At 53.1% G+C, this 25271-nt stretch carries 21 protein-coding genes; 14 read left to right on the top strand and 7 right to left on the bottom strand.

Features of this window, described 5'->3' with window-relative positions; genetic code table 11:
- Positions 1 to 64: 64 nt before the first annotated feature.
- From Z042_RS19750 to Z042_RS19740, 3 genes are read right to left on the bottom strand one after another with little or no spacing between them, the layout of a single operon-like run.
- A complete protein-coding gene (locus Z042_RS19750; RefSeq protein ID WP_024911745.1) occupies positions 65 to 1570 on the bottom strand; it encodes a sugar ABC transporter ATP-binding protein in 1506 nt (501 codons plus the stop codon).
- On the bottom strand, positions 1567 to 3084 hold the full coding sequence (xylB, locus tag Z042_RS19745) for a xylulokinase (RefSeq protein WP_024911746.1): 1518 nt from the start codon (positions 3082 to 3084) through the stop codon (positions 1567 to 1569). Before xylB ends, Z042_RS19750 begins: the two co-directional genes overlap by 4 nt.
- A gap of 4 nt (positions 3085 to 3088) precedes the next feature.
- Positions 3089 to 4123: an NAD(P)-dependent alcohol dehydrogenase gene (locus Z042_RS19740; RefSeq protein ID WP_024911747.1), complete on the bottom strand. Its 1035-nt coding sequence runs from the start codon at positions 4121 to 4123 to the stop codon at positions 3089 to 3091.
- A 214-nt stretch (positions 4124 to 4337) separates the two neighbouring features.
- On the opposite strand from Z042_RS19740, the gene Z042_RS19735 reads away from it, so the two are divergent.
- From Z042_RS19735 to dinQ, 5 genes are all read left to right on the top strand, one after another.
- Positions 4338 to 4880: a D-lyxose/D-mannose family sugar isomerase gene (locus Z042_RS19735; RefSeq protein WP_024911748.1), complete on the top strand. Its 543-nt coding sequence runs from the start codon at positions 4338 to 4340 to the stop codon at positions 4878 to 4880.
- A 94-nt stretch (positions 4881 to 4974) separates the two neighbouring features.
- Complete coding sequence (locus Z042_RS19730) at positions 4975 to 5979, top strand: LacI family DNA-binding transcriptional regulator (protein ID WP_024911749.1); 1005 nt, start codon at positions 4975 to 4977, stop codon at positions 5977 to 5979.
- A gap of 252 nt (positions 5980 to 6231) precedes the next feature.
- Positions 6232 to 7152, top strand: coding sequence for a glutathione ABC transporter permease GsiC (gsiC, locus tag Z042_RS19725; protein WP_024911750.1), 921 nt, complete (start codon positions 6232 to 6234; stop codon positions 7150 to 7152).
- A 9-nt stretch (positions 7153 to 7161) separates the two neighbouring features.
- Positions 7162 to 8070: a glutathione ABC transporter permease GsiD gene (gene gsiD, locus Z042_RS19720; protein WP_024911751.1), complete on the top strand. Its 909-nt coding sequence runs from the start codon at positions 7162 to 7164 to the stop codon at positions 8068 to 8070.
- Between the two features lie 403 nt (positions 8071 to 8473).
- Positions 8474 to 8569, top strand: a complete 96-nt coding sequence (gene dinQ / locus Z042_RS26925; RefSeq protein ID WP_417903543.1) for a damage-inducible type I toxin DinQ — start codon at positions 8474 to 8476, stop codon at positions 8567 to 8569.
- Positions 8570 to 8699: 130 nt separating this feature from the next.
- Here the strand turns inward: dinQ and Z042_RS19715 are convergent, their stop codons facing one another.
- The 4 genes from Z042_RS19715 to ptrR all read right to left on the bottom strand — a co-directional run bounded on the left by Z042_RS19715 (position 8700) and on the right by ptrR (position 14801).
- On the bottom strand, positions 8700 to 11777 hold the full coding sequence (locus Z042_RS19715) for a beta-galactosidase (RefSeq protein ID WP_037406164.1): 3078 nt from the start codon (positions 11775 to 11777) through the stop codon (positions 8700 to 8702).
- Between the two features lie 148 nt (positions 11778 to 11925).
- The gene (gene fghA, locus Z042_RS19710) at positions 11926 to 12768 is read right to left on the bottom strand and encodes an S-formylglutathione hydrolase (protein WP_024911753.1); all 843 of its coding nucleotides are present in this window, start codon (positions 12766 to 12768) and stop codon (positions 11926 to 11928) included.
- 9 nt (positions 12769 to 12777) lie between these two features.
- Positions 12778 to 13902 carry an S-(hydroxymethyl)glutathione dehydrogenase/class III alcohol dehydrogenase gene (locus Z042_RS19705; protein WP_024911754.1) on the bottom strand — a complete coding sequence of 375 codons (1125 nt, stop codon included), beginning with the start codon at positions 13900 to 13902 and terminating at the stop codon, positions 12778 to 12780.
- Between the two features lie 17 nt (positions 13903 to 13919).
- The gene (gene ptrR / locus Z042_RS19700) at positions 13920 to 14801 is read right to left on the bottom strand and encodes a putrescine utilization regulator PtrR (RefSeq protein WP_024911755.1); all 882 of its coding nucleotides are present in this window, start codon (positions 14799 to 14801) and stop codon (positions 13920 to 13922) included.
- A 105-nt stretch (positions 14802 to 14906) separates the two neighbouring features.
- On the opposite strand from ptrR, the gene Z042_RS19695 reads away from it, so the two are divergent.
- From Z042_RS19695 to Z042_RS19655, 9 genes are all read left to right on the top strand, one after another.
- Entirely contained in the window at positions 14907 to 16064 is a 1158-nt protein-coding gene (locus Z042_RS19695; RefSeq protein ID WP_024911756.1) for a YbfB/YjiJ family MFS transporter, read from the top strand.
- 357 nt (positions 16065 to 16421) lie between these two features.
- Positions 16422 to 17087: a GTP cyclohydrolase I FolE gene (gene folE / locus Z042_RS19690; protein WP_024911757.1), complete on the top strand. Its 666-nt coding sequence runs from the start codon at positions 16422 to 16424 to the stop codon at positions 17085 to 17087.
- A gap of 72 nt (positions 17088 to 17159) precedes the next feature.
- On the top strand, positions 17160 to 18341 hold the full coding sequence (yeiB, locus tag Z042_RS19685; RefSeq protein WP_024911758.1) for a DUF418 domain-containing protein YeiB: 1182 nt from the start codon (positions 17160 to 17162) through the stop codon (positions 18339 to 18341).
- A 129-nt stretch (positions 18342 to 18470) separates the two neighbouring features.
- On the top strand, positions 18471 to 19508 hold the full coding sequence (gene galS, locus Z042_RS19680) for an HTH-type transcriptional regulator GalS (RefSeq protein WP_024911759.1): 1038 nt from the start codon (positions 18471 to 18473) through the stop codon (positions 19506 to 19508).
- A gap of 178 nt (positions 19509 to 19686) precedes the next feature.
- The gene (gene mglB, locus Z042_RS19675) at positions 19687 to 20679 is read left to right on the top strand and encodes a galactose/glucose ABC transporter substrate-binding protein MglB (RefSeq protein WP_024911760.1); all 993 of its coding nucleotides are present in this window, start codon (positions 19687 to 19689) and stop codon (positions 20677 to 20679) included.
- Positions 20680 to 20793: 114 nt separating this feature from the next.
- Positions 20794 to 22302: a galactose/methyl galactoside ABC transporter ATP-binding protein MglA gene (mglA, locus tag Z042_RS19670; protein WP_024911761.1), complete on the top strand. Its 1509-nt coding sequence runs from the start codon at positions 20794 to 20796 to the stop codon at positions 22300 to 22302.
- A gap of 11 nt (positions 22303 to 22313) precedes the next feature.
- A complete protein-coding gene (gene mglC, locus Z042_RS19665) occupies positions 22314 to 23324 on the top strand; it encodes a galactose/methyl galactoside ABC transporter permease MglC (protein ID WP_024911762.1) in 1011 nt (336 codons plus the stop codon).
- A gap of 354 nt (positions 23325 to 23678) precedes the next feature.
- Positions 23679 to 24440 (top strand): dimethylarginine dimethylaminohydrolase family protein, encoded by a 762-nt coding sequence (locus Z042_RS19660; protein WP_024911763.1) that lies wholly within the window; start codon positions 23679 to 23681, stop codon positions 24438 to 24440.
- Positions 24441 to 24470: 30 nt separating this feature from the next.
- Complete coding sequence (locus Z042_RS19655; RefSeq protein ID WP_024911764.1) at positions 24471 to 25244, top strand: ABC transporter substrate-binding protein; 774 nt, start codon at positions 24471 to 24473, stop codon at positions 25242 to 25244.
- Positions 25245 to 25271 lie beyond the last annotated feature (27 nt).

Raw genomic sequence — 25271 nt, 5'->3', positions numbered from 1 at the left:
TGCGGGTAAAAAACGATGCCCCTGGTGCTAAGGAGTGGGTACTGTTCATGTTATTATCTCTCTGTTAAACCGCGAGTTTCATCAGTTCAGTCTGGGTCGCGTTGGCTGCCGCCAGCTCTCCGGCTAGCTGACCGTCGCGAAACACCAGAATGCGATCGCTCATGCCAATAATTTCCGACAGCTCGGATGAAACCATGATGATCCCCTTATTTTTCAGGGCGAATTCCGACATAAAACGGTAGATCTCTTTCTTTGCTCCCACGTCGATACCGCGCGTTGGCTCGTCCAGCAACAGAACCTCAGGGTCGAGCAGTGCCCAGCGCCCCAGCACCACTTTTTGCTGGTTCCCGCCGCTGAGATGGCCGACGGGCTGTTCACCGTCGTGAGTTTTCACGTTGAAGCGCTCAATCATCTCTTGGGTGCGTGCCTGCTCCTGCTTTTCATTGATAAAACCGGCACGGCTGATATCCGTGAGCGAAGAGAGGTTGATGTTTTCGCTGACCGAGCGGCACAGCACCAGACCGGTATCTTTGCGATCCTCGGTGACATAGGCGATGCCGCAGCCGATCGCCTCTTTGGGGGAATGGCGGCCAAGCGTCTTATCTCCCAGCTGGATGGTGCCGCTATCGGCATGCTGAATGCCGAAAACCAGATCGAGAAACTCGCTGCGTCCGGAACCGACCAGGCCATAGATGCCAAGGATCTCGCCGCGCTTGAGCTGTAGGCTGATATCTTTGATCTTGTTGCGCCATTTCAGGTTTTTCACTTCCATCATCACGTCTTCGCCAGGCTGATTGAACTTGGCAAACTCGCTGTCGTACTCGCCGCCAATGATGTGCTCAATCAACTGTTCACGGGTGATATCCGCGATGTAACCTTCGTGGATGTACGCGCCATCGCGGAAGATGGTGTAGCTGTCGGCAATCTGGAAAATCTCTGACAGGCGGTGTGAGACATAGATGATCCCTTTGCCCTTGGCCGCCAGGCGCGTAATGGTCTGGAAGATCTTCTGCGCATCTTCTTCGCCAATCGCTGATGTGGGTTCATCCATAATGATGATGTCGGCATTGGCGTGCGACAGCGCTTTGGCGATCTCCACCAGTTGCTGTTCGGCAACGCTCAGGTTGCGCATTTTCTCCGTAGCGTCGATATGGAATTCGAGCTCGTTGAGCAGGGCAGTGGTGCGCTGATTCAGTGTGGCAAAGTCAACAAAGCCAAAGCGTTTGGGTTCGCGGCCAAGCCAGATGTTCTCTGCCACCGTCAGATCCGGGATCGCGCTCAACTCCTGCTGCACAATCGCCACTCCGGCATTCAATGCATCACGCGGGTGGTGAAATTCGCAGCGTTCGCCGTTGATAAAAATGTCGCCGCCGTCGGGTTGAATAAAGCCCATCAGGATGCTGAGAAATGTCGATTTACCCGCGCCGTTACCACCGCACAAAGCGTGGATCGAGCCGCGGCGCAGGCAGAACTCGGCGTTCTTCAATGCAACGACCGGGCCGAACGCTTTTTTGACCCCGGTGACTTCCAGCAGATAGGCAGGCTGTTGTGTATGCGGATCGCGAGTCACAGTTGTACCTCCGGATAAGTCTGTTGCAGGCGTTGCAGATACCGTTGATAAAGCGCGTTGTACTGCACCTGACGGGCAGCATCAGGCTGTGTACGGGTAGAAGCATCCAATGAAACAAAGCGTTGGCACAGTTGGGCCAACAACGCGCTGGCATCCTGATGGGGGGTTTCCGCCAGCGCGGTTGCCCACATGGCCTGAATTGCGCCACCCAGGGCGGCGGTTTCTTTCACGTTCAGGCACACGACCGGGCATCCCATCACATCGGCAACAATCTGCCGCCAACGCGCACTGCGGGCACCGCCGCCGGTCAGGCGGATCTCGCGCGCTTCGATACCCTGGCGGCGGAACAGTTCGATGCCGTAGCGCAGCCCATAGGTGGCACTTTCCACGACCGCCATGCACAGGTTGGCACGGGTAAAGTTGTCGCTATCGAGGTTATGCAGGCTGGCGCGGGCGTGCGGCAACTGAGGAACGCGTTCGCCGTTGAAGAAGGGCAGCATTTCCATGCCGCCAGCACCGGGCGCTGCCTGCCCCAGCAGCGCGTTAAATCCGCTTATATCCTCATCCAGCAAGGTTTGTATTGAAGTGGTGGCTGAGGTGACATTCATGGTGCAAATCAGCGGTAGCCAGCCGTTATTGCTGGAGCAGAACCCGGCGATCATTTCAGATGTTGCAGAAACTGGCTCAGCGGACCAGGCGAACAGCGTGCCGGAGGTGCCCAAGCTCATGGTGACGGTACCAGAGGCGATATTGCCGGAGCCGATGGCCGCCATCATGTTATCGCCGCCGCCGGTAGAGACGCGGGTGGCAGGGCTGAGGCCCAGTTTTGCCGCCGCTTCAGGGCGCAATGTGCCAATACAGCTTTCCGCGCTTTTGAGCGGCGGCAGTGCATTCCACAACCGCCCACTGTTATCGATCAACTCAACGGTGTGTTGATCCCACTGGCGGGTGCGTACATTGAGCAACCCGCTGCCGGAGGCATCGCCATACTCGGCGACGCGCTCACCGGTCAACCAGTAATTCAGGTAATCGTGAGGCAGCAGTACGGTGTGCAAACGTGCCCAACGTTCCGGGTGATGCGTTTTGAACCAGAGGATTTTCGACGCGGTGTAGCCGGTTGCCACCAGCAGGCCCAGCTTCTCTAGCGAGCCTTGAACCCCGCCGAGTTGCTGCAACAGCTGTGCGTTTTCTGCTGCCGTTTCGGTATCGCACCAGAGCTTCACGCTGTGCAGCACGTTACCTTGCTCATCCAGCGGCACGAATCCATGCTGCTGGCCGGAGACGCCCAATGCTTTAATGGTATGAGCATCGACGCCTGCCTGAGCAACCGCTTGCTGAAAAGCGCTGATCAGTGCCTCTATCCACCAATTGGCCTCCTGCTCGCGGCGGCCGTTGGAGTCGCTGATAAGGCGGTGAGGGGCGCTGCCCTCACCGAGGATCACGCCCTGTTCGCTGTCGACAATCACCACCTTCGTGCCTTGTGTACCGCAGTCTATACCAGCATAGAGCGTCATAGGGCTACTCCATCTCCAGCATAATTTTGATATCAGCAGCGTGCCCGGCGGCGGCGCGCTCGAAGGCGGCCACGCTGTCGGCAAATTTGTAGGTTTGGCTAATCAGTGGCTGAACGCGCAGCTTGCCGCTGCTGAGCAGGCGCAGCGTGCGCGGATACATATTGGCGTAGCGGAAAATGGTCTTGAAGGTGATCTCTTTCGCCTGCGAGGCAACGATATCCAGCGGCGCGGCGTCGATCGGCATACCGACCAGCACTGCGGTTGCGCCAGGTGCGGCGTGTTCGGTCAGCGTGGCGATGGCGGCTTTTGCACCACTGCATTCAAAAACGATATCGACGCCGTTGCCGCTGGTTAACTCGGCGACCTTTTGCGCCAGGTTGCCGGTTTTAAGGTTGACCGCGTGCAGGCCATCATAATTCGCCGCGACTGCCAGCTTCTCATCAAACAGATCGCAAATGATCACTTCGGAACAGCCGCCAGCCAGCGCCGCCAGAGCGGTAACCACGCCGATTGGGCCTGCACCGATGACCAGCGCGATATCACCCGGTTTGATCGAGGCTTTAGTCGCGGCATGCATACCAATCGCCAGTGGTTCAACCATGGCACCTTCGGCAAAGCTGACGTTGTCAGGCAGCTTGAAGGTAAAGGCCGCCGGGTGAATAACGCTTTCCCGCAAACAACCGTGGATCGGTGGGGTAGCCCAAAAGCGGACGGCCGGGTCCAGGTTGTAAAGACCTGCGCGGGATTGAGGTGACTGAGGATCGGGGATGCCTGGCTCCATACACACACGATCGCCAGGTTGCAGATGGCGGACATTTTTTCCGACAGCCAGCACGACGCCAGCGGATTCATGGCCGAGCACCATTGGCGCATTGACCACGAAAGGCCCGATCCGGCCATGCTGATAGTAGTGCACATCACTGCCGCAGATACCGACAGAATGAATCTTGATATGTACATCGTCATCGCCAAGCGTTTCATCAAACTGACAATCCTGAATGGCGATTTTGCCTTTCTCTTCTAGAACCAATGCTTTCATTTGTTCATCCTTTGGTGTCATAAATGGTATCGATAACATTGCAATGAACAGGATAGTAAGCATTTAGTGGCATTTAATATGTGATTTTGGTTGCAATTTTTAAATTGATGTTAATTATTTTTTATTTAATCGGTGTAAATGGCTATAAAGATCACATTAAGCCACCTTGCATGCTACTTATAATGATAACGATTTCATTGTTATTGGAGGAGTTATGCAGAAACGACAAGATGCGCAGGAACAGACAGCCATGTTTCTCGAACGCTGCGGAATACAGGTGACTGACAGGGAAAAACAAGCGATTGAGGTGGTGGATTTCGGTTTGCCCGATTACCCAAGTTCAGGGCTCCAGTTGCTGACTTATATCAACACGCCGCGCTATTGCGCCAAAGAGTTGGTGCTGTTCCCGCGCCAGACCTGCCCGGAGCACCTCCACCCACCTTTTAATAACACACCGGGCAAACAAGAGACGTTTCGCTGCCGTTGGGGAGAGGTGTACCTGTTTGTTGATGACGAGGAACTGACATTGAATACCGCCCAGGGGGAGCCGGTGTGCCAACCGCCAACTGGTTTTGAGCAATGGTATACCTGCCAGCGTTATATTTTATTGCGTGCCGGTGAGCAATACACCATCAAACCTAATACACGACACTGGTTCCAGGCGGGGCAACGGGGAGCGGTGGTTTCTGAGTTCTCCTCAGAAAGCCGTGATGATCTAGATATCTTTACCGATCCCAGTATCAAACGTGTGGGTTGATAACGTATTAAGATTAGAGCATTTATATTAATAGTGGTAATCTTTAATGATTCTTTTATGATACAAAATGATATGTTCCAATCAGGAGTAAAACTTGGCGGCTGAACGATCACAGAAAGCGACGCTTGAGAGCGTCGCGGCGCTTGCAAATGTCAGCAAAATTACCGTATCCCGTGCTTTCTCTCAGCCCGATAAAGTGCACCCTGATACGCTCCGGCGGATACTCAGCACGGCGGAAAGTATCGGCTACGTGATGAACACTGCGGCACGTAACCTCCGGGCTAAGACGAGCAAAACCATTGGTATTGTCAACCCTGATATGGCGAATCCGTTTTTTGGGGCGCTCACCAAGTTGATGACGCTCGAAGCACAAAAAGCGGGCTATGACACGCTGGTTTTTGATTCTTATGAGTCGCAGGTGAATGAGGATCGCATCATCGATAAGCTGATTGGCTACAATGTAGACGCCATCATTTTATCGGTGCTTTCTTCAGACCGTAACTATCTGCCCGGTTATCTGAAAAATTTGGAAAAACTGGGTATTCCGGTGATTTTGGTTGATCGGGAACTGGTGGGGGCAGATTGCAGTGGCGTTTATATCGACAATCTTGACTGTGGCTTGCAGGCTGGCCGTTATCTGTTAGAACAGCATTGCCAAAAGGTGGTGGTAGTTTCCGGGCCTGATGATTCTAACGTGGCCAAAGAACGGATTACCGGGCTGGTTGCCGCGTTACAGGGCAAGGTGGCGAGCCTGGAGATTATTCAGGCGGATTTCTATATGGATGCTGCCTTGCAGGTGACAAGCGATTATCTCAACCACCATCAGGCTCCTGATTATTTTGTGGGCTGTAACAATCAGATTTCATTGGGTATTATCAAAGCCTGCATGGATCACGGGTTACTGTTGATGAAAGATGTCTCGCTGTTCAGTATTGATGAAGTGTCGTATGCCTCGATTTATGGCTTTAACTTCCCCTACATTTCCCATGATTTATATGAAATTGCCTGGCAGGCCGTCGGGCTGGCTATTCGTCGGGCGGTAGATCAGGATGTGAAACCGGGGAAAGTTATTGTCAGAGGAAAACTGGTCGCGGGATAGTTTATGGCCCCAGGTTCAACACGCTGCCTTTCAAACTGCCGCTCGCTGCCTTGGCGCGGCTAGGCTTGACGTTATGCTCTGTAACCGCTCTGCTGTGCTTGCAATAGTCCACGGCATGAGTATGGTTTTCTGATGTTCTCCCCTACAATGGCTCCAAATGAGAGTTGATTTCGCTTGAATCCGATTTACGATGATGAGCTGAAAAACAGACCGCTCTGTGAGAGAGGGCTAGGTTGAGGGAAATGGCACGTCATGCTTAATTACTTTCTGAAACGTCTGCTGGGGTTGATTCCGACGCTGCTGATTGTCGCTGTGCTGGTGTTTCTGTTCGTCCATCTTTTGCCAGGCGATCCGGCGCGGTTGGTGGCCGGGCCGGAGGCTGACGAAGCGGTAGTGCAATTGGTGCGCCAGGATCTGGGGCTGGATAAACCCTTGCCACAGCAGTTTGCACATTTCTTCGTGAATATCCTGCGGGGTGATTTCGGTATTTCGATGGTTTCCAAACGCCCGGTCAGCGCAGAGATCGCCTCACGTTTTATGCCAACGTTCTGGCTGACCCTCACCAGCATGGTATGGGCGGTGGTGTTTGGCATGATGATCGGCATGGTTTCCGCCGTGTGGCGCAACCGCTGGCCAGATCGGCTGGGGATGACGCTGGCTATTTCAGGGATTTCCTTCCCGGCCTTTGCGCTGGGCATGCTATTGATGCAGGTTTTTTCAGTTAACCTGGGTTGGTTGCCCACGGTGGGGGCCGATACCTGGCAGCATTATATTCTGCCTTCCGTGACGCTGGGTGCGGCGGTGGCCGCGGTGATGGCGCGTTTTACCCGTGCTTCGTTTGTGGAGGTGATGCAGGAAGATTATATGCGTACCGCACGAGCCAAAGGGGTACGGGAGTCTCTGGTGGTGGCTAAACACGGGCTGCGCAATGCGATGATCCCGGTGGTGACCATGATGGGCTTACAGTTTGGCTTTCTGCTAGGGGGCTCGATTGTAGTGGAAAAGGTGTTCAATTGGCCGGGGTTAGGGCGTTTACTGGTAGATTCGGTAGAGATGCGTGATTACCCGGTGATCCAGGCTGAAGTGCTGCTGTTTTCACTGGAGTTTATTCTGATTAACTTGTTGGTGGATATGCTGTATGCGGCGATTAATCCATCCATTAGCTACCAATAGGTGGGCCGCATGATCAAGTATTGGCGGCGTAATGCTGCTTTAAAAGCGATGCCGCAGGTGAACCCTAACGCGGTGCGTACTCCTTGGCACGAATTCTGGCGGCGTTTCCGGCGGCAGCCGGTGGCGATGCTCGCCGGGCTGTTTGTGTTGCTGTTAGTGGCTGCGGCGTTGCTGGCGCCTTATCTGGTGCCCTATGATGCGGAAAATTACTTCGATTATGATCGGTTGAATGAAGGCCCCTCGTTGGTGCATTGGCTAGGCGTGGATTCCCTGGGGCGTGATATTTTCAGCCGCATTCTGGTTGGGGCGCGCATTTCACTGACTGCCGGGGTTTTTTCGGTGCTGGTGGGGGGCGGGATCGGCACGGTGCTCGGTTTGCTGGCGGGCTACTATGAAGGCTGGTGGGATCGCATCGTAATGCGCATCAGCGATGTATTGTTTGCTTTCCCCGGCATTTTGCTGGCGATCGGGGTGGTGGCGATTATGGGCAGCGGAATGGCTAACGTGATTGTTGCGGTAGCGATTTTCAGCATCCCGGCTTTTGCTCGCCTAGTGCGCGGCAACACGCTGGTGCTCAAGCACCTGACATACATTGAATCGGCGCGCAGCATTGGTGCTTCTGATTGGACTATCATCATCCGGCATATTTTGCCGGGAACGATTTCTTCCATTGTGGTCTATTTCACCATGCGTATCGGCACTTCGATCATTACCGCCGCCAGCCTGTCGTTTCTTGGTTTGGGCGCACAGCCACCAACGCCGGAATGGGGAGCCATGCTCAATGAAGCCAGGGCCGATATGGTGATTGCGCCCCATGTGGCGATCTTCCCCAGCCTGGCGATTTTCCTGACCGTGCTGGCGTTCAACCTGTTGGGTGATGGGCTGCGCGATGCATTGGACCCTAAGTTGAAGGGGTAGCTGTAGTTCTCAAAGAGCCGTTGGCAGCGTTCGCATATAATGGAATATTTAAGGAAAGCAATGCATGGCAGGCGTAAAAAAACCGACTGGTGAGGTCGGTTTTTTTACTTTTCCACTACGAATTGTGACTCTGATCGTAATGAAGCAATCCACATCTAACTTGCACAGTATACGCTGCATTTACCCCGTGTTCAAATCACTCTGGAGTCGGTATCATCAGCCGGTTAGCTCTGTTTACTGCTGAGCTCCGGTATGTGCGTAAACGTATTCAAGCCCTGGCTGGATTACGGGTGGTGCCGGTTCCGGTGCTCTGGCCGGGGTGAAGCAGTCCACATCTAACAATGAAGGGCAACCTCTGTGACAGGCAGTGTAAGGGCAAACAGAGGTGTTCTCACTCCATTTAATGGAGAAACGGGTGAAAACTTTGATTGATAAAGTTCTCATCGTTCTGAAAGCGCTTGTTGCGCTGCTGGAGCTGATCCGACAGTTCATCGATTGATGGACATGGAAACGTAACTAAGGCCGGGTGCTAACCACTCCTCGGCCTTTAATATTTCTGCCCATAAACTCAGTAGCTGCGGTATGTCTTATCAAATTTGAGATGCCACCTGGAACAGGCGGCCTCGGGGTTATTGCTGCATCCAGGTGACTGCGTAATGGTAGTGATTTGCCGTCAGCAGAAAATCATGGCTGACGCTGGGGCTCCAGGAATCATCACCGCCAACCCCCATATGGAAACCATCAAGGTTGAGCCAGGTGCCGGTTTCTTCCTGCAATAAATGTTGGTGCGTGGTGTTCATTAGCTGTTGTTGGCTATAGCGGCTTAGACCAAAGTGGAATTGCCCCTGCCATTGCCAATGTCCAAAGGTTAACCGGCGAGTGTGGCAACGCAGGCCATTTTCGCTGGGGAAAATGTACGGCGTGTGCAACGCGGGCAGCGGCAGTGCCCAACGTCCCTGCTGCGCCGCTAACTGGCGATCCGGGTAGTTCTCATGCGGCCCCAGGCCCAGCCATTCAACCTGGGCGGCAGTTTCCACCAACTGGCAGACCAGCCCAATGCGTGCGGGGGCCGGTATCCCCCAGGCGACGTCCACATCCACGCTGATATGGACTTTCCCTTCGTGATCAAACAGGTAGTTTTTACGGCTGACAAACAACGGCTGCTGTTGCGGATTGCTGTAGCGATGTACGGTAGAAATCTGTACGCCGTGGCTAAGCACATCCGCACTGAATGACAGCAACTGGCTTTCCAGCGCATACATGCCTGCTTTCTTCCAGCGTTCTACCCAGGCATTAGGATCAATGTGCGTTGCTTCACTGATGCCAATGTCGTTATCCAGCGGTGCGCGAGTAAACTGATCTTGCAGCGGCGCCAATAACTGCGGTTTACCATCACGCCACCATTGGGTGAGAAAACCACTGGCAGTACAAAATTGCCAGCGTTGCTGGCCGTGGCTGATTTCGGCTGTATCCTGGTGAGTTGCCAATAGTGGCTGGGTGCCAGCATTGCTGTGGGGCAAGGTTAGCGAGTGAGGCAAACGCCACTGATCCCAGGCACAGCGATGGTTAGCCGCAGACCAGGCGGTGGCCTGCGGTTGGCGGATCTCGACATTCAGCCACAGTTCACCGTTACCCTGCACCTGTGGCATTTCAGCCAGCACCAGCTGTTGTGTTCTCTGTGGTGGGATATTCAGCGTCAGTTCTCCTTTGGCAATACAGCGCCCATCCAGTTCCAGCCGCCAGAATAACTGTTCGTTATCGGTGGCGCGGAACAGGTATTCGCTGGTGATATCAATGGTCAGCGGCGCTTCTGGTTGGTGCTGGAACTGGAAAAACTGTTGTGCGCGCTGCGCTTCATACAGTGCTGGGTGAGGAGTGCGATCCGGGAAAACCAGGCCGTTCAGGCAAAACTGACGATCGTTAGGCGTATCACCAAAATCACCGCCGTAGGCCCAGTAACACACGCCGTCAGCACCGGTTCTGGTCAGCGCCTGATCCACCCAATCCCAGACAAAACCGCCCTGTAAGCGCGGGTGTTTACGGAAGGCTTGCCAGTAGCGATCAAAGCCACCAAAGCTGTTGCCCATCGCATGGGCATATTCACACAGGATCAGCGGGCGGTGTTCATTTGGCATACCGACCCATTTTTTAATCGACCATTTTGGCACCTGCGGGAAAGGTTGATCCTGATCCACACGGGCGTACATTGGGCAGACAATGTCGGTAGCCGCCGTATTGGCTCCGCCACCTTCATATTGCACCGGGCGTGTCGGATCGTTGCTCTTGATCCAGCGGTACAGAGCGTCGTGCGCGCTACCGTGGCCAGATTCATTGCCTAATGACCAAATGATAATGCAGGGATGGTTGCGATCGCGCTGCACCATCCGCGTGACGCGTTCGCTCAGGGAGGGGAACCAGGCCGGATCGTCCGTTATACGGTTCATCGGCTGCATACCATGGGTTTCGATATTGGCTTCATCCACCACATACAGGCCGTAACGATCGCACAACCGATACCAAAGCGGGTGGTTAGGGTAGTGAGAACAGCGTACCGCGTTGAAGTTATGCTGCTTCATCAGCAGGATATCCTGCAACATGGTGGCTTCGTCCATCACCTGCCCATGTTCCGGATGATGCTCATGGCGATTGGTGCCGCGTATCAGGATGGGTTTGCCGTTTACCTTTAACAAGCCATCACTGATTTCAATCTGGCGGAAACCAACGTCGTAGGCTTCCGCCTCAAGCAAATTGCCATCGGCGGCCAGCAAGGAAATCACAGCGCGATACAGATGAGGTTGTTCAGCACTCCATAACGCCGGTTGTTCCACCGGTAAGCGCAGAGTGGTGCGATCGTCATAACGGCCACGTTCATCAATAATCTCACTGCCCAGCGGCTGCTGATGGCTGGCCGTGAGTTGATCACCCTGCCAGAGCTGAACGCGCACGGAACAACCTGCCGTTGGGGATTGAACCTGCACCAGCGCTTCCAGTTCGGCATGATAAAAACCAGGTGCAAGATGCGTGCGTAGCTGAACATCACTCAAATGGCAGTTTGGCTTATGCAGCAGGCTGACATCACGGAAAATCCCGCTCATGCGCCACATGTCCTGATCTTCCAGATAGCTGCCGTCGCTCCAGCGCAGCACCATCACGGCCAGGCGGTTTTCACCGGGCTGCAACGCATTGCTCAGATCAAACTCGGCAGGCAGGCGGCTGTCTTGTGAATAGCCGATCCAGATACCGTTACACCACAGGTAAAACGCCGAATTAACGCCATCGAAGATAATCCGTGTCTGCCCCTGTTGCAGCCAAGCGGCAGCAACGTCGAAGGTGAGCGAGTAACACCCGGTGGGATTTTCTTGCGGCACGTAGGGCGGCGTAACGGGGATCGGGTAGGTGATATTGGTATAGATTGGGGCATCGTACCCCGCCATCTGCCAGTTAGAAGGCACTTGCAGCGTATCGGCATCGCTCAGATCCTGTTGCAACCAGTGTTCAGGTACGGCTTCTGGCTGTGTGAAATAGCTGAATTTCCAGGCACCGTTGAGCAAGGTACGTTGTTCTGAAGGGCGATCCTGCCTGGCGTGTTGCTCGTCGCGCCAACTGGCAAAAGGTGGGTGTGCCGGTAAACGGTTACAGTGGATGCTGGCTGGGTTTTCCCAGTCACGCCGGGCAAGGATTGAGGCCAGAGTGTCAAGAGGATTCATGAGTATGCCTTGGCTGAAATGTTATGCGTTTACTGTGTGGGGTAACATGAAGCGCAATGATCCTCTTGTAAAGACGATCGCTCAGGTAAAGCGAAGAGGATCACGGTTGTCTCTGGCAACGGGGAGCGGCCAGAGACAATCGGGGCGATCAGTGGAACAGGTGTTCAGCGTGGAAGCGTAGATGATCTTCAATAAACGTGGCGATGGTGAAATAGCTGTGGTCATAACCCGGCTGGGTGCGTAACGTCAGCGGCCAACCATGCTGGTGGGCCAGTTCAGCCAGCTTTGCCGGTTGCAGTTGATCGGCCAGGAACTGATCGCTATCGCCCTGATCCACCAGGATAGGCATTTTCTCTGTGCTATTTGCCAGCAGGTGACAACTGTCGTATTGCAACCAGTGGCTTTCGTCGTTCCCCAGATAAGCGGTAAAGGCTTTACGCCCCCACGGAGTTTGGCAAGGATTCACAATAGGCGCAAAAGCCGAGGCGGAACGGAAGCGCTGTGGATTGCGCAATGCCAACATCAGTGCGCCATGCCCTCCCATTGAATGGCCGGAGATGGCCTGGCGTTCGCTCACGCTGAAATGTTGCTTAATCAACGTGGGCAGTTCATCACTGATGTAATCATACATACGGAAATGCTTATCCCAAGGGGCCTGCGTGGCATTGAGGTAAAATCCGGCTCCTTGGCCCAGATCGTAACCTTCATCGTTGGGCACCTCGCTGCCGCGCGGGCTGGTGTCGGGCATCACCAAAACCAGCCCCAGCTCGGCGGCGATGCGCTGAGCGCCCGCTTTCAGCGTAAAGTTTTCATCATTGCAGGTCAGCCCAGACAGCCAATACAGCACCGGCGGTGGATTGTCGTCGCGTGGTGGTGGCAAATAGATGCTGAAAGTCATGTTGCAATCCAGACTTTGCGCCGCGTGGCGGTAACGTTGTTGCCAGCCACCGAACATGCGGTGCTCTTCAAGCAGTTCTAATGACGTGTTCATCCCTTGGCCTTATTTGTCAAAATGGATCACCGAACGGATCGATTTACCTTCGTGCATCAAATCGAAGGCATCGTTGATCTGCTCTAACCCCATGGTGTGGGTGATAAAGTCATGCAAAGCAAATTCGCCGTCCAGATAGCGCTGCACGATGCCTGGCAACTGGCTGCGGCCTTTCACGCCACCAAAGGCTGAACCACGCCAGACACGGCCGGTCACTAACTGGAACGGGCGGGTGGCAATCTCTTCACCGGCACCGGCGACGCCGATAATCACCGACTCTCCCCAGCCTTTATGGCAACACTCCAATGCTGAACGCATCACGTTGACGTTGCCGATGCATTCGAAAGAGAAATCGACGCCGCCGTCGGTCAGTTCGACGATCACTTCCTGTATCGGCTTGCTGTAGTCTTTCGGGTTGATCAGATCGGTAGCCCCCAGCTTACGCGCCAGCTCAAACTTGCTGGTATTGATATCAATACCGATAATGCGGCCAGCTCCGGCCATTTGAGCACCGATGATGGCCGAAAGGCCAATACCGCCCAGGCCGAAAATGGCTACGGTATCGCCTGCTTTCACTTTAGCCGTGTTCAGCACGGCACCCATGCCGGTGGTGACGCCGCAGCCCAGCAGGCAGACTTCTTCCAACGGGGCTTCTTGGCTGATTTTGGCCAGCGAGATTTCTGGGACTACGGTGCGTTCGGCGAAGGTAGAAGTGCCCATATAGTGGAAAATCGGCTTGCCGTCTTTGAAGAAACGGGTAGTGCTATCCGGCATCAGGCCTTTGCCCTGGGTAGCTCGAATAGCCTGACACAGGTTGGTCTTGCCAGATTGGCAGAATTTGCACTTGCCGCATTCCGGGGTATACAGCGGGATCACGTGATCGCCAACGGCCACGCTGGTGACGCCTTCACCGATGGCTTCCACTATGCCACCGCCTTCGTGGCCGAGGATTGCCGGGAATACCCCTTCTGGATCTTTACCGGACAGCGTATAGGCATCGGTATGGCACACCCCGGTAGCGACGATCCGCACCAGCACCTCGCCTTTCTGTGGCGGCATCAGGTCAACTTCTTCGATCGTTAGCGGTTGGTTTGGCCCCCAAGCCACGGCAGCGCGGGTTTTGATCATCTCCATTCTGTCTCTCCTCGGTGTTAAATAGGTGCTGCTCCGGTGGCAGCCTGTTCAATAATCAGTTCTTTCAATGCGCGAACGTTCGGCCCGAACGCATCGCGCCGCCACAGCAACCAGGTGGCGGTTTCAGCTATTTCTGCCGGTAGCAGGTGTACTTTCACTCGTTCAAACCCCGGTAACAGGTTGAGTACCGAATATGGGATCATTGCCAGCCCGGCACCGCTAGCCACGCAGGCTAACATGGCATGATAAGACTGGATCTCCATAATCTGGCCGGGTAAGACACCGCTGTGCTTGAACCAGGATTCCAGCCGTAAACGGTAGGAGCAACTGGTGCGGAAAGCGAACAGGGTTTCCCCTTTGGCGTCGTGTGCGTTTTCAATCAGGGCATGATTCAGGCTGGAGATCATCACCATCTGCTCAGGGAAAGCGATGCAGCCGTTCAGTTCGTCGTACTGCAATGGGCCATCTACCAGTGCCGCCGCCAGCGTACCGGCACGCACTCGGTCAGTGATCTCACCGGAAGTTCCAGTGATCAGCGAGAGCGAAGCTTGGGGGAAACGCTGATGATAAGCTGCCAGCAAACTGGGTAAACGGGTGGCCGCGGTACTTTCCATCGAACCCAATGTAAAGTTACCCGCTGGTTCCCCTGCGTGAGTGATGCTCAGTGCTTCTTCGCTTAGTGCCAGAATCCGCTGAGCGTAGCAGAGAAAATTATGGCCCATCGGTGAAAGGCGCAGGCGTTGTTTTTCACGGATGAACAGATCGGTACCCAATTCCAGTTCGAGTTGGCGCAAACGGGTGGTCAGGTTTGACGGCACGCGATGCAATTGCTCGGCGGCCCGGGCGATGGAACCGCTTTCGGCCACGCTGCAAAACATGCGCAGTTGGGTCAGGTCCATAACTTTCTCTTTTCGTGATTAACTTAATAACTATTATTCAGTTTTTGTGAGTCTAATGCTGTTGCATAATAGGTGCAACTTTCTTTTAACAGATGAGACACATCGATGGCATTGAGAATTGCCTTGAGTGGCTTTATAGCGCTGGTTGTGGCGATGGGCATAGGGCGTTTTGCCTTTACGCCGCAGGTGCCGCTGATGATTGCTGAACAACAGTTTAGCCTGACCGGTGCCGGGCTGGTGGCGGCGTTGAACTATCTTGGCTATCTGTGCGGGGCTTTTGATGCGATGCGAGCCAGCCGCCAGGTGGAGCGCCGGTTATGGCTGGGCGTGTGGGGCGTGGTGATCCTCACGTTGTTATCTGCGGTGGTTGACGGTGTATGGTGGCACGGTGCAGTGCGCCTGATGATTGGCTGGGCCAGCGGTTGGTCGATGGTGCTGGTGGCGGCATGGACTAACGAACGCTTGGCGCACTATGGCCGCCCAGCACTGAGCGCTGCCGTGTTTGCCGGGCCGGGAGCCGGCATTTTTATCAGTGGTATGCTAGCGGTGTTGATCCACAGTTTAGCGCTGAGTGCGGCCCAGGCGTGGTTGGTCTATGGTGTACTGGCTTTGGTATTGATCGGGGCTATCAGCGTTAATCTGCCAAGGATAGGGGAACTGCATCGCCCGGAGATGGCCGCGGAACCGCTGGTGCTGACCCCGGCCTTGAAACGGCTGGTGTGGAGCTATAGCCTGGCTGGTTTTGGTTATATCCTGCCCGCAACGTTTCTTTCACAGATGGCTGCGGCACGTTTTCCCGCTAGCTTGTTCGCTCAGTTTGTCTGGCCGATCTTTGGTGGTGCGGCAGTGTTAGGCATTGGCATCGGTATTTTGACCCGGCATAAATTCACCACGCAGACCCGGTTAGCCATCACCTTGTGGGTGCAGGCGCTGGGGGTGTTATGCGCTGAAGTGGTGCCAGGCGTCAGCGGGTTGGTGCTGGGCGCCCTGTTTACCGGCGGCGGTTTTCTCAGCGTGGTACAGCTTGCCATTCAGCATGGCAGGGAATTGGCTCCTCATCACGCGCGCTATATGGCCGGTTTGTTGACTACCGGTTATGCGGTTGGTCAACTGGTTGGCCCGATGTTATCGGCGGTTTCAACCGCGCTGACCCAACGGCTGGAACCGGCGTTGTATGTGGCGGTAGTGGGGTTGGTGATTGCCGGTTTACTGGTGATCAACACGCCTGCACGTACTATGGAACACAGATTGACGTTATCCTGATTGAATACTGTACGAAAAAAGAGGGGATTCGTTGCCGCTCTGCATGCAGATATTTCATCCATGGATAAAACACAATCACTGGATAAACGTCTCACTCTCATCTAGAGTGAGTGAAAATTTTGATCAGGTTCATCGTTATGCCCCGAATAATATGCGTTGCATGAATGTGGGTATATCGTGGCCTTGCAGTTTAATGAGAAGAATCATTTCCCACCAGGCCAGCGTATATCGGCTTAAACCAATACAGGGTTGGAGCATATATACTGTCTGCAGCGGTCCTGAAACCGGTCTTGGTTCAACAGGGAACGTTAAGATTACTGGATTGGCAGGGGGAGAGCCTGCTGGAGACCGATACCCATGAAATCATCGTTAAGTAATGAAGCTACTCTGGTTCACGCGGCGCTTGAAGCGCGTGGTTTGGAGACCCCATTATGTGGGGAAGTGTTGGATCGAGAAACGCGTAAACAGCGTATTAAAGAGCACATGACGGAAATCATGAAGTTGCTCAATCTTGATTTGTCTGACGACAGCCTGGCAGAAACGCCGCATCGTATTGCGAAAATGTATGTCGATGAGATTTTCTCTGGTTTGGATTACGCTAATTTCCCGAAAATCACCGTTATTGAGAACAAAATGAAGGTGGATGAAATGGTAACGGTGCGTGATATTACGCTGACCAGTACCTGTGAACACCATTTTGTGACCATCGACGGCAAGGCCACGGTAGCTTATATTCCGAAAGATTCGGTGATCGGTTTATCGAAAATCAACCGCATTGTGCAATTTTTCGCTCAGCGCCCGCAGGTACAGGAGCGGTTAACCCAGCAGATTCTGGTGGCGTTGCAAACCCTGCTCGGCACTAATAACGTGGCAGTATCGATTGATGCGGTTCATTATTGTGTCAAGGCCCGCGGGGTCCGCGACGCGACCAGCGCGACCACCACTACTTCTTTAGGAGGGCTGTTCAAGTCCAGCCAAAATACTCGCCAGGAATTCCTACGTGCGGTGCGTCACCACGGGTGATTAAATCTTCGGTAACGAAGAACCTAGGCGCCAGTGGGCGCCTTTTTAATGAGCAGAATACAGCGGTATAAAATGAATCATCATGAAACAGCACCGCTGCCGCGTATTGCAACCTTAGATTGTGCTCGCGGTATCGCTATCCTCGGTATTTTATTGCTAAATATCAGCGCTTTTGGCTTGCCGAAAGCGGCCTACCTCAATCCTGCTTATCTTGGTATCCCTGCGGTGCGCGATGTTTGGACCTGGGCACTGCTGGATCTGTTTGTTCAGGCCAAATTTTTGGCGATGTTCGCTTTATTGTTTGGTGCGGGTCTGCAACTGGTGTTGCACCGTGGCACAGTATGGGTGCGTGCTCGTTTATCATGGCTGGTGTTGTTTGGCCTGGGGCATGCGATCTTCTTGTGGGATGGTGACATTTTGCTGGCCTATGGGCTGGTTGGCCTGGTGTGCTGGCGCATGATTCGTGAGGCCAAGGATGCTTTTACCTTATTGAAAACCGGTGCCGTGTTGTATCTGATCGGCGTTGCGGTGTTACTGCTGCTGGGCTTGATATCTCACGGAGAACCCAGCAGTTTCTGGTTGCCCAGTGCGGCGGAATTGCAGTATGAAAAGTTGTGGAAGCTGCAAGGCGGTCTGGAAGCCTGGGAGCGCCGTCTGGATTTGCTTTCCTCCAATCTGCTGGCGATTGGTGCGCAGTATGGCTGGCAATTGGCGGGTTTGATGTTGTTCGGCGCGGGTTTGGTACGCAGCGGCTGGCTGCGAAACAGATATTCTCCTGCTTATTATCTTCGTCAGGCCGCTTGGTTGATACCGCTTTCATTGCTGATCCAACTGCCAGGGGTTGCGCTACAGTGGCACCTGAACTGGGATTATCGCTGGAGCAGTTTTCTATTGCAGGTGCCGCGTGAATTGGGGGCGTCATTGCAGATGATGGGATATCTGGCACTGATTTATGGTTTTTGGCCTGCCTTTTCGCGCACGCGCATCAGCCATTGGCTGGCTCAGGTCGGGCGCATGGCGCTGAGTAATTACCTGCTACAGACCTTGATCTGTACCACTCTATTTTACCGCTTTGGCTTGTATCAGCAGTTTGATCGCTTGCAGCTACTGGCGTTTGTCCCCTTGGTCTGGCTGGTTAACCTGTTGTTTTCTAATCTATGGTTACATTATTTCTCGCAGGGCCCGATGGAGTGGCTGTGGCGCAGATTAACGGCTCTGGCTGCCAGTGAGCAGGCTCATCAGAAGACAAAATGAGATCTGGCGCAGGTAGGTTAAAAAAATGTATGTAAACGTTTTCTTTCCTGTGACGTAATTCACGCTGAGGAGGAGGACAAACGGAGTAGGATAACCTCATTGTCAACTCTCCCGACTCCAGGACGCTCCATGAATTCTGTCCATCCGATCACCATTCGCGACGTCGCGAAACGTGCAGGCGTTTCTGTAGCAACCGTCTCGCGGGTGCTGAACAACAGCGCCCTGACGAGCTTAAAGACGCGTGAGCTGGTGTTGCAGGCGGTTGCGGAATTGGGTTATCGGCCAAATGCCAACGCCCAAGCGCTGGCCACGCAGAGCAGTGATACGCTCGGTGTGGTGGTAATGGATGTTTCCGATCCCTTTTTTGGTGCTTTAGTGAAAGCGGTAGACACTGTGGCGCAGCAAAACCAGAAATATTTGCTGATCGGTAACAGCTATCATCAGGCGGATAAAGAACGCCATGCGATTGAAGTGCTAATCCGCCAGCGGTGTAATGCGCTGATTGTTCACGCAAAAGCCTTGAGTGATGCGGAACTGATCGCTTTTATGGATCAGGTGCCAGGTATGGTGCTGATTAACAGGATATTAACAGGCTACGAGCCGCGCTGTGTTGGGTTGGATAACGTGTTTGGGGCAGAGATGGCGATGCGTTTGCTGCTGTCACAAGGCCATCAGCGCATAGGTTATCTCGGTTCCAACCATCCGATCGAAGACGGCCCGTTGCGTCAGCAGGGCTACAGCCAGGCAATGATTGCCGCCGGGATTGTTCCACCAGACAGTTGGCGTGCCTATGGTTCACCCGATTTGCAGGGGGGCGAAGCAGCAATGGTGGAATTGCTCGGTCGTAACCTGCATCTGAGCGCGGTCTTCGCCTACAATGATGCCATGGCCGCCGGTGCTATGGCGGTATTGAAAGAAAACGGTATCACGGTGCCGCAGCATTTCTCGCTGGTAGGGTTTGATGATATCCCTATTGCGCGCTATACCAGCCCAAAACTGACCACTATCCGCTATCCGATTGTTTCTATGGCAACTTTGGCAACTGAGCTGGCGCTGAAAGGTGCCGCTGGGTTACTGGAACCGCAAACCTCGCATATTTTCATGCCGACGCTGGTGCGCCGCCATTCTGTGGCGCCGTGGCAAAGTGAGGTAGCGGTCACTCTCTAAACATTTAGTGTTGTGTAACCGTTTTCAATCTGTGAGAAAATTCACAGAATATTAACATCGCGCTGTCTATGCTCTATAACCAAGGTACTGGGAGTGGCAAATCAAGCACGTTGCAACTTCAAGTACGGCGGGTATTGCTTTAATACCGAGTACGACCCCTACAAACCGGAGACAGACAATGAATAAGAAGGTTTTCACCCTGGCCACCTTGGCCGCTAGCATGATGTTCGGCGTTGCTGCTCATGCAGAAACCCGTATTGGCGTCACCATTTATAAATATGACGACAACTTTATGTCGGTCGTGCGCAAGGCTATTGAGAAAGATGCCAAGGCTTCTCCTGATGTCACACTGCTGATGAATGACTCGCAGAATGACCAATCCAAACAGAATGACCAGATTGATGTGTTGATTGCCAAAGGGGTTAAAGCGCTGGCGATCAACCTGGTAGACCCGGCTGCTGCTCCGGTGGTGATCGACAAGGCACGCGCCAACGATATCCCGGTGGTGTTCTACAACAAAGAGCCTTCCCGTAAGGCGCTGGACAGCTACGATAAGGCTTACTATGTGGGCACTGATTCAAAAGAATCCGGCGTGATCCAGGGCGAACTCATCGCCAAGCATTGGAAAGCCAGCCCGAATTGGGATCTGAACAAAGACGGCCAGATTCAGTATGTGCTGCTGAAAGGCGAACCGGGCCACCCGGATGCTGAAGCACGTACCACTTACGTGGTCAAAACGCTGAATGAAAAAGGCTATAAAACTCAGCAATTGCAGATGGATACTGCGATGTGGGATACCGCTCAGGCAAAAGACAAGATGGATGCCTGGCTGTCTGGCCCGAATGCCGACAAGATCGAAGTGGTGATTGCCAACAACGACGCGATGGCGATGGGGGCCGTTGAAGCTCTGAAAGCGCATAACAAAACCAGTATTCCGGTATTTGGGGTGGATGCGTTGCCAGAAGCCCTGGCGCTGGTGAAATCAGGTGCTATGGCCGGTACGGTGTTGAACGACGCCGACAATCAGGCGAAAGCCACTTTTGAGTTGGCCAAAAACCTGGCGGCGGGCAAACCTGCGGCTGACGGCACCCAATACAAAATTGAAAACAAAATTGTGCGGATCCCTTACGTTGGCGTCGATGTCGATAATCTGTCTCAGTTTGTTAAATAAGCCCCAATGACCCCGCCGGTTCCCGGCGGGGAATTCATGATTAGAGAACGGTTCTATACCCAAAATACGTGCAGTTGCGGGTATAGCCAGTTCCAGATTTAGCCAGGACTATTTATGGCCGATAACTCCCGTGAGTGGCTGTTGGAGATGACTGACATCAGTAAGTCTTTTCCCGGCGTAAAGGCATTGGATAATGTCAATTTGCGCGTTCGTCCTTATTCCATTCATGCATTAATGGGGGAGAATGGCGCAGGAAAATCGACATTGCTGAAGTGCCTGTTTGGCATTTATAAAAAAGATTCCGGCAGTATTCTGTTCCAGGGGCAGGAAATAGATTTCAAGAGTTCCAAAGAGGCGCTGGAACATGGCGTATCGATGGTGCATCAGGAATTAAACCTGGTTCTGCAACGCACCGTGATGGACAACATGTGGCTTGGGCGGTATCCCACCAAAGGCCTGTTTGTCGATCAGGATAAAATGTACAAAGACACCAAAGAAATTTTCGACGAACTGGATATTGATATCGATCCTCGTGCCAAAGTGGGTACGCTGTCGGTATCACAGATGCAGATGATCGAAATTGCCAAGGCATTCTCTTATAACGCCAAAATCGTGATTATGGATGAACCGACGTCTTCATTAACGGAGAAAGAGGTAAACCACCTGTTCACGATTATCCGTAAGCTGAAAGATCGTGGCTGCGGCATCGTTTATATCTCCCATAAAATGGAAGAGATTTTCCAGCTTTGCGATGAAATCACCATCCTGCGCGACGGTCAGTGGATTGTCACCCAGCCGCTGGCAGGGTTGGATATGGATAAGATTATCTCAATGATGGTTGGCCGTTCATTGAGCCAGCGTTTCCCCGATCGCCAGAATACGCCAGGAGAGGTGATTCTGGAGGTGAAAAACCTGACTTCTCTGCGCCAGCCTTCGATCCGAGATGTGTCGTTTGATCTGCACCAGGGGGAGATCCTGGGGATTGCCGGGCTGGTAGGCGCCAAGCGTACCGACATTGTAGAAACGCTGTTCGGTATCCGTGAAAAAGTGGCGGGTACGATCAAACTGCGTGGCAAGAACATCCACAATAACAGCGCCAATGAAGCGATTAACCACGGCTTTGCCTTGGTAACAGAGGAGCGCCGCTCAACCGGTATTTATGCTTATCTGGATATTGGTTTTAATTCGCTGATCTCCAATATTCGTAATTATAAAAATAAAGCCGGCCTGCTGGATAATTCCCGCATGAAAAGCGATACCCAATGGGTGATCGATGCCATGCGGGTTAAAACGCCGGGTCATCGTACCAATATTGGTTCACTCTCTGGAGGGAACCAGCAAAAAGTGATTATTGGCCGCTGGCTGCTGACTCAGCCAGAAATCCTGATGCTGGATGAACCGACGCGCGGGATTGATGTAGGTGCCAAATTTGAAATTTATCAGCTGATTACCGAATTGGCGAAGAAGGGCAAGGGGATCATTATTATCTCTTCCGAAATGCCGGAGCTTTTGGGAATTACCGACAGAATACTTGTGATGAGTAATGGTCAGGTTGCGGGGATCGTGAATACTAAACAGACCTCGCAGAATGAAATATTGCGATTAGCCTCCTTGCATCTTTAAGGATCGTTATTATGAACGCGCTTAATAAAAAAACCTTGTTCACCTATTTTAAAGAAGGTGGCATTTATGTGGTATTGCTGGTGTTACTGGCGATTATCATTATTCAGGACCCAACGTTTTTAAGCCTGATGAACCTGAGTAACATCCTGACGCAATCTTCAGTGCGCATCATTATTGCGCTGGGCGTGGCTGGGCTGATCGTTACACAGGGAACCGACCTTTCTGCTGGGCGGCAGGTGGGGTTGGCAGCGGTGATCGCCGCCACCCTGCTGCAATCAATGGATAACGTCAATAAAGTGTTCCCGCACATGGAAACCTGGTCGATCCCGATGGTGATCCTGCTGGTTTGTGCGGTGGGGGCGGTGATTGGCCTGGTGAATGGCCTGATTATCGCTTATCTCAATGTGACGCCGTTTATCACCACCTTGGGCACCATGATTATCGTCTACGGGATCAACTCGCTGTATTACGATTCCGTGGGGGCATCACCGGTCGCAGGCTTTGATCCGAAGTTTTCCGCTTTTGCTCAGGGTTTTCTGCGCTTTGGTGATTTTAAGCTGTCGTACATTACCTTCTACGCCATCATCGCGATTATCTTTGTCTGGGTTTTGTGGAACAAAACCCGCTTCGGCAAAAATATCTTCGCCATCGGCGGCAACCCGGAGGCGGCCAAAGTCTCTGGGGTGAACGTTCCTTTAAACCTGATCATGATTTATGCGCTGTCCGGGGTGTTTTATGCATTTGGTGGTTTGCTGGAAGCAGGCCGCATCGGCAGTGCCACCAATAACCTCGGCTTTATGTATGAGCTGGATGCGATAGCCGCCTGCGTGGTGGGTGGCGTGTCGTTTGCCGGTGGGGTTGGTACGGTGCTGGGGGTGGTGACCGGGGTCATTATCTTTACCGTCATAAACTATGGCCTGACCTATATCGGGGTTAACCCCTATTGGCAATACATTATCAAGGGCAGCATTATCATCTTTGCGGTGGCGCTGGATTCCCTTAAGTACGCCAAAAAGAAATAACAGCTTATATTTTCTCCTTTCACGTTGCCGCCTGGCCACAACGTGAAACCCATTGGGTATATTCGCCGCGCCTTTCAGCCTGAAGGGTGCGGTTACTCTCTCATTTATTCTCCCTCTTGGTATTGCGCTAAAACACCAGCAGATTCGGCTGTAACCATACAAGCCCTTAGTTTCCTTTTGCTGCGGCGATCCGCACCGGGTGGCTGAATTACCACAACAGCCTGATAAGCCGAAATTTTGCCAATATACAGCGCAAATGTGCAGTAGTAATCAGTGATTCAACCTGTTTGGCGACAGTATCCGTTTAATAATCAAAGTGACACCTGCAACATTTTTCAACTTAAGAGAATCGTTATGCATTTTACCCAAGCCATTGCCAGATTGCCGGCGGATACCTGTGGTGCCGGCCAGACGACTGCCCAACTGGGTGCCCCTGATGTTGCCAAAAGCAACCAACAGTTTTTGGCGTATGTGAATGCGCTATTGCAGCTTGGCCTGAAGGTCACGGTATTGCCTGCCGCCCCGGCATTTCCTGATGCACATTTTGTTGAAGATACCGCGGTGGTGATGCCTGAACTGGCCGTCATCACGCACCCTGGAGCACCCAGCCGCCAGGGTGAGGTAGAGACTATTGCGCCCGTGTTGGCAGGGTTCCGGCCTTTGGTGCAGATGAGCAACCGTGGTCATCTCGACGGCGGTGACGTGCTGCTGGTTGATCGCCAGTTTTTCATCGGCCTGACCAGCCGCACCGATGAAGCCGGGATCGGCGAATTTGCTGCTGCGGTGGAACCGCATGGCTACCGGGTCACCGCCATTGAGGTGAGCGCCGGATTACACCTGAAATCCATCGTTAACTATGTTGGCCGCAATACTCTGTTGTTAACGGAAGACTACCGGCAGCACCCGGCGTTCAGCGCCTTCAATATCGTGGTGATCCCTGAAGAGGAAGCCTATGCGGGTAACACGTTGTGGATCAACGATACGTTGCTGACGCCGCAGGGATATCCTTATACTCTGGCGCAGTTGGAAAAGTTGGCAATGCCCATCATCCAGTTGAATACCAGTGAGTTCAAAAAAATGGACGGTGGATTGACCTGCCTGTCACTTCGCTTCTGAGTTCACGTTAACATCAGGGACTACATAATTATGAAAAAACTGTTCTCGGTTCTGTTGACCAGCTTAGTGTTTTCCACTCCACTGGCTGCCAAGTCATTTGACACTATCAGTTTTGGTGTGGATGGCGGTTATCCGCCGTTCGACGTTCTTTCTCCCAGCGGTGAAATCACCGGTTTTGACATTGATATTGCCAATGCGCTGTGTACCCAATTAAAGGCGAAGTGTGTGTTCGTCAAACAGCCGTTTGAGAGCATGATTGCGGCACTCAATGCGGGTAAGTTTAATGCGATTATCGCGTCGCTCAATATTACGGAGGAACGTAAAAAAGAGGTCGATTTTACCGATCGCTATTATCGTGGTGCAGCTCAACTTGTGGCGCGCAAAGGCAGTGACCTACAGCCCGATGTGCAAAGCCTGAAAGGTAAGACCGTGGGCGTGCAAACCGGTTCGGTGCATGAAGCCTATGCGAAAAAACAGTGGGCCGGGAAAGGGGTAAAAATTGTCTCTTATGCCAATCAGGACAACGTTTATCTGGATCTGATGTCTGGGCGGATTAATGCCTCTTTGCAAGACAACATCCAGGCGGGCAACAGCTTTATTGATACCCCTCGAGGTAAAAATTTTGCTTTTGCTGGCCCGGTGATTCGTGACGACAGCATCTCTTCCGATGTGGGAATTGCGGTGGCTAAAAACAATTCAGAGCTGCGGGAAGCGCTCAACGAAGCGATTAAAGCCATTCGCGCCGATGGTACTTACGACACTATTCAGAAAAAATATTTCAGTTTTGATATCTACGGCGAATGAGTGATTGGCCACCGCTGGCGGTGGCCT

This window comes from Chania multitudinisentens RB-25 (assembly GCF_000520015.2).
In the GTDB taxonomy this organism is placed as follows: domain Bacteria; phylum Pseudomonadota; class Gammaproteobacteria; order Enterobacterales; family Enterobacteriaceae; genus Chania; species Chania multitudinisentens.
This window is presented reverse-complemented; position numbering and strand designations above follow the sequence as displayed.

What these genes read in the sequence shown, in the direction of transcription:
- xylB (WP_024911746.1), bottom strand. Translation starts at nt 3,084, where the DNA reads ATGACGCTCTATGCTGGTATAGACTGCGGTACACAAGGCACGAAGGTG.
- Z042_RS19740 (WP_024911747.1), bottom strand. Translation starts at nt 4,123, where the DNA reads ATGAAAGCATTGGTTCTAGAAGAGAAAGGCAAAATCGCCATTCAGGAT.
- Z042_RS19735 (WP_024911748.1), top strand. Translation starts at nt 4,338, where the DNA reads ATGCAGAAACGACAAGATGCGCAGGAACAGACAGCCATGTTTCTCGAA.
- gsiC (WP_024911750.1), top strand. Translation starts at nt 6,232, where the DNA reads ATGCTTAATTACTTTCTGAAACGTCTGCTGGGGTTGATTCCGACGCTG.
- gsiD (WP_024911751.1), top strand. Translation starts at nt 7,162, where the DNA reads ATGATCAAGTATTGGCGGCGTAATGCTGCTTTAAAAGCGATGCCGCAG.
- dinQ (WP_417903543.1), top strand. Translation starts at nt 8,474, where the DNA reads ATGGAGAAACGGGTGAAAACTTTGATTGATAAAGTTCTCATCGTTCTG.
- Z042_RS19715 (WP_037406164.1), bottom strand. Translation starts at nt 11,777, where the DNA reads ATGAATCCTCTTGACACTCTGGCCTCAATCCTTGCCCGGCGTGACTGG.
- fghA (WP_024911753.1), bottom strand. Translation starts at nt 12,768, where the DNA reads ATGAACACGTCATTAGAACTGCTTGAAGAGCACCGCATGTTCGGTGGC.
- Z042_RS19705 (WP_024911754.1), bottom strand. Translation starts at nt 13,902, where the DNA reads ATGGAGATGATCAAAACCCGCGCTGCCGTGGCTTGGGGGCCAAACCAA.
- ptrR (WP_024911755.1), bottom strand. Translation starts at nt 14,801, where the DNA reads ATGGACCTGACCCAACTGCGCATGTTTTGCAGCGTGGCCGAAAGCGGT.
- Z042_RS19695 (WP_024911756.1), top strand. Translation starts at nt 14,907, where the DNA reads ATGGCATTGAGAATTGCCTTGAGTGGCTTTATAGCGCTGGTTGTGGCG.
- folE (WP_024911757.1), top strand. Translation starts at nt 16,422, where the DNA reads ATGAAATCATCGTTAAGTAATGAAGCTACTCTGGTTCACGCGGCGCTT.
- yeiB (WP_024911758.1), top strand. Translation starts at nt 17,160, where the DNA reads ATGAATCATCATGAAACAGCACCGCTGCCGCGTATTGCAACCTTAGAT.
- galS (WP_024911759.1), top strand. Translation starts at nt 18,471, where the DNA reads ATGAATTCTGTCCATCCGATCACCATTCGCGACGTCGCGAAACGTGCA.
- mglB (WP_024911760.1), top strand. Translation starts at nt 19,687, where the DNA reads ATGAATAAGAAGGTTTTCACCCTGGCCACCTTGGCCGCTAGCATGATG.
- mglA (WP_024911761.1), top strand. Translation starts at nt 20,794, where the DNA reads ATGGCCGATAACTCCCGTGAGTGGCTGTTGGAGATGACTGACATCAGT.
- mglC (WP_024911762.1), top strand. Translation starts at nt 22,314, where the DNA reads ATGAACGCGCTTAATAAAAAAACCTTGTTCACCTATTTTAAAGAAGGT.
- Z042_RS19660 (WP_024911763.1), top strand. Translation starts at nt 23,679, where the DNA reads ATGCATTTTACCCAAGCCATTGCCAGATTGCCGGCGGATACCTGTGGT.
- Z042_RS19655 (WP_024911764.1), top strand. Translation starts at nt 24,471, where the DNA reads ATGAAAAAACTGTTCTCGGTTCTGTTGACCAGCTTAGTGTTTTCCACT.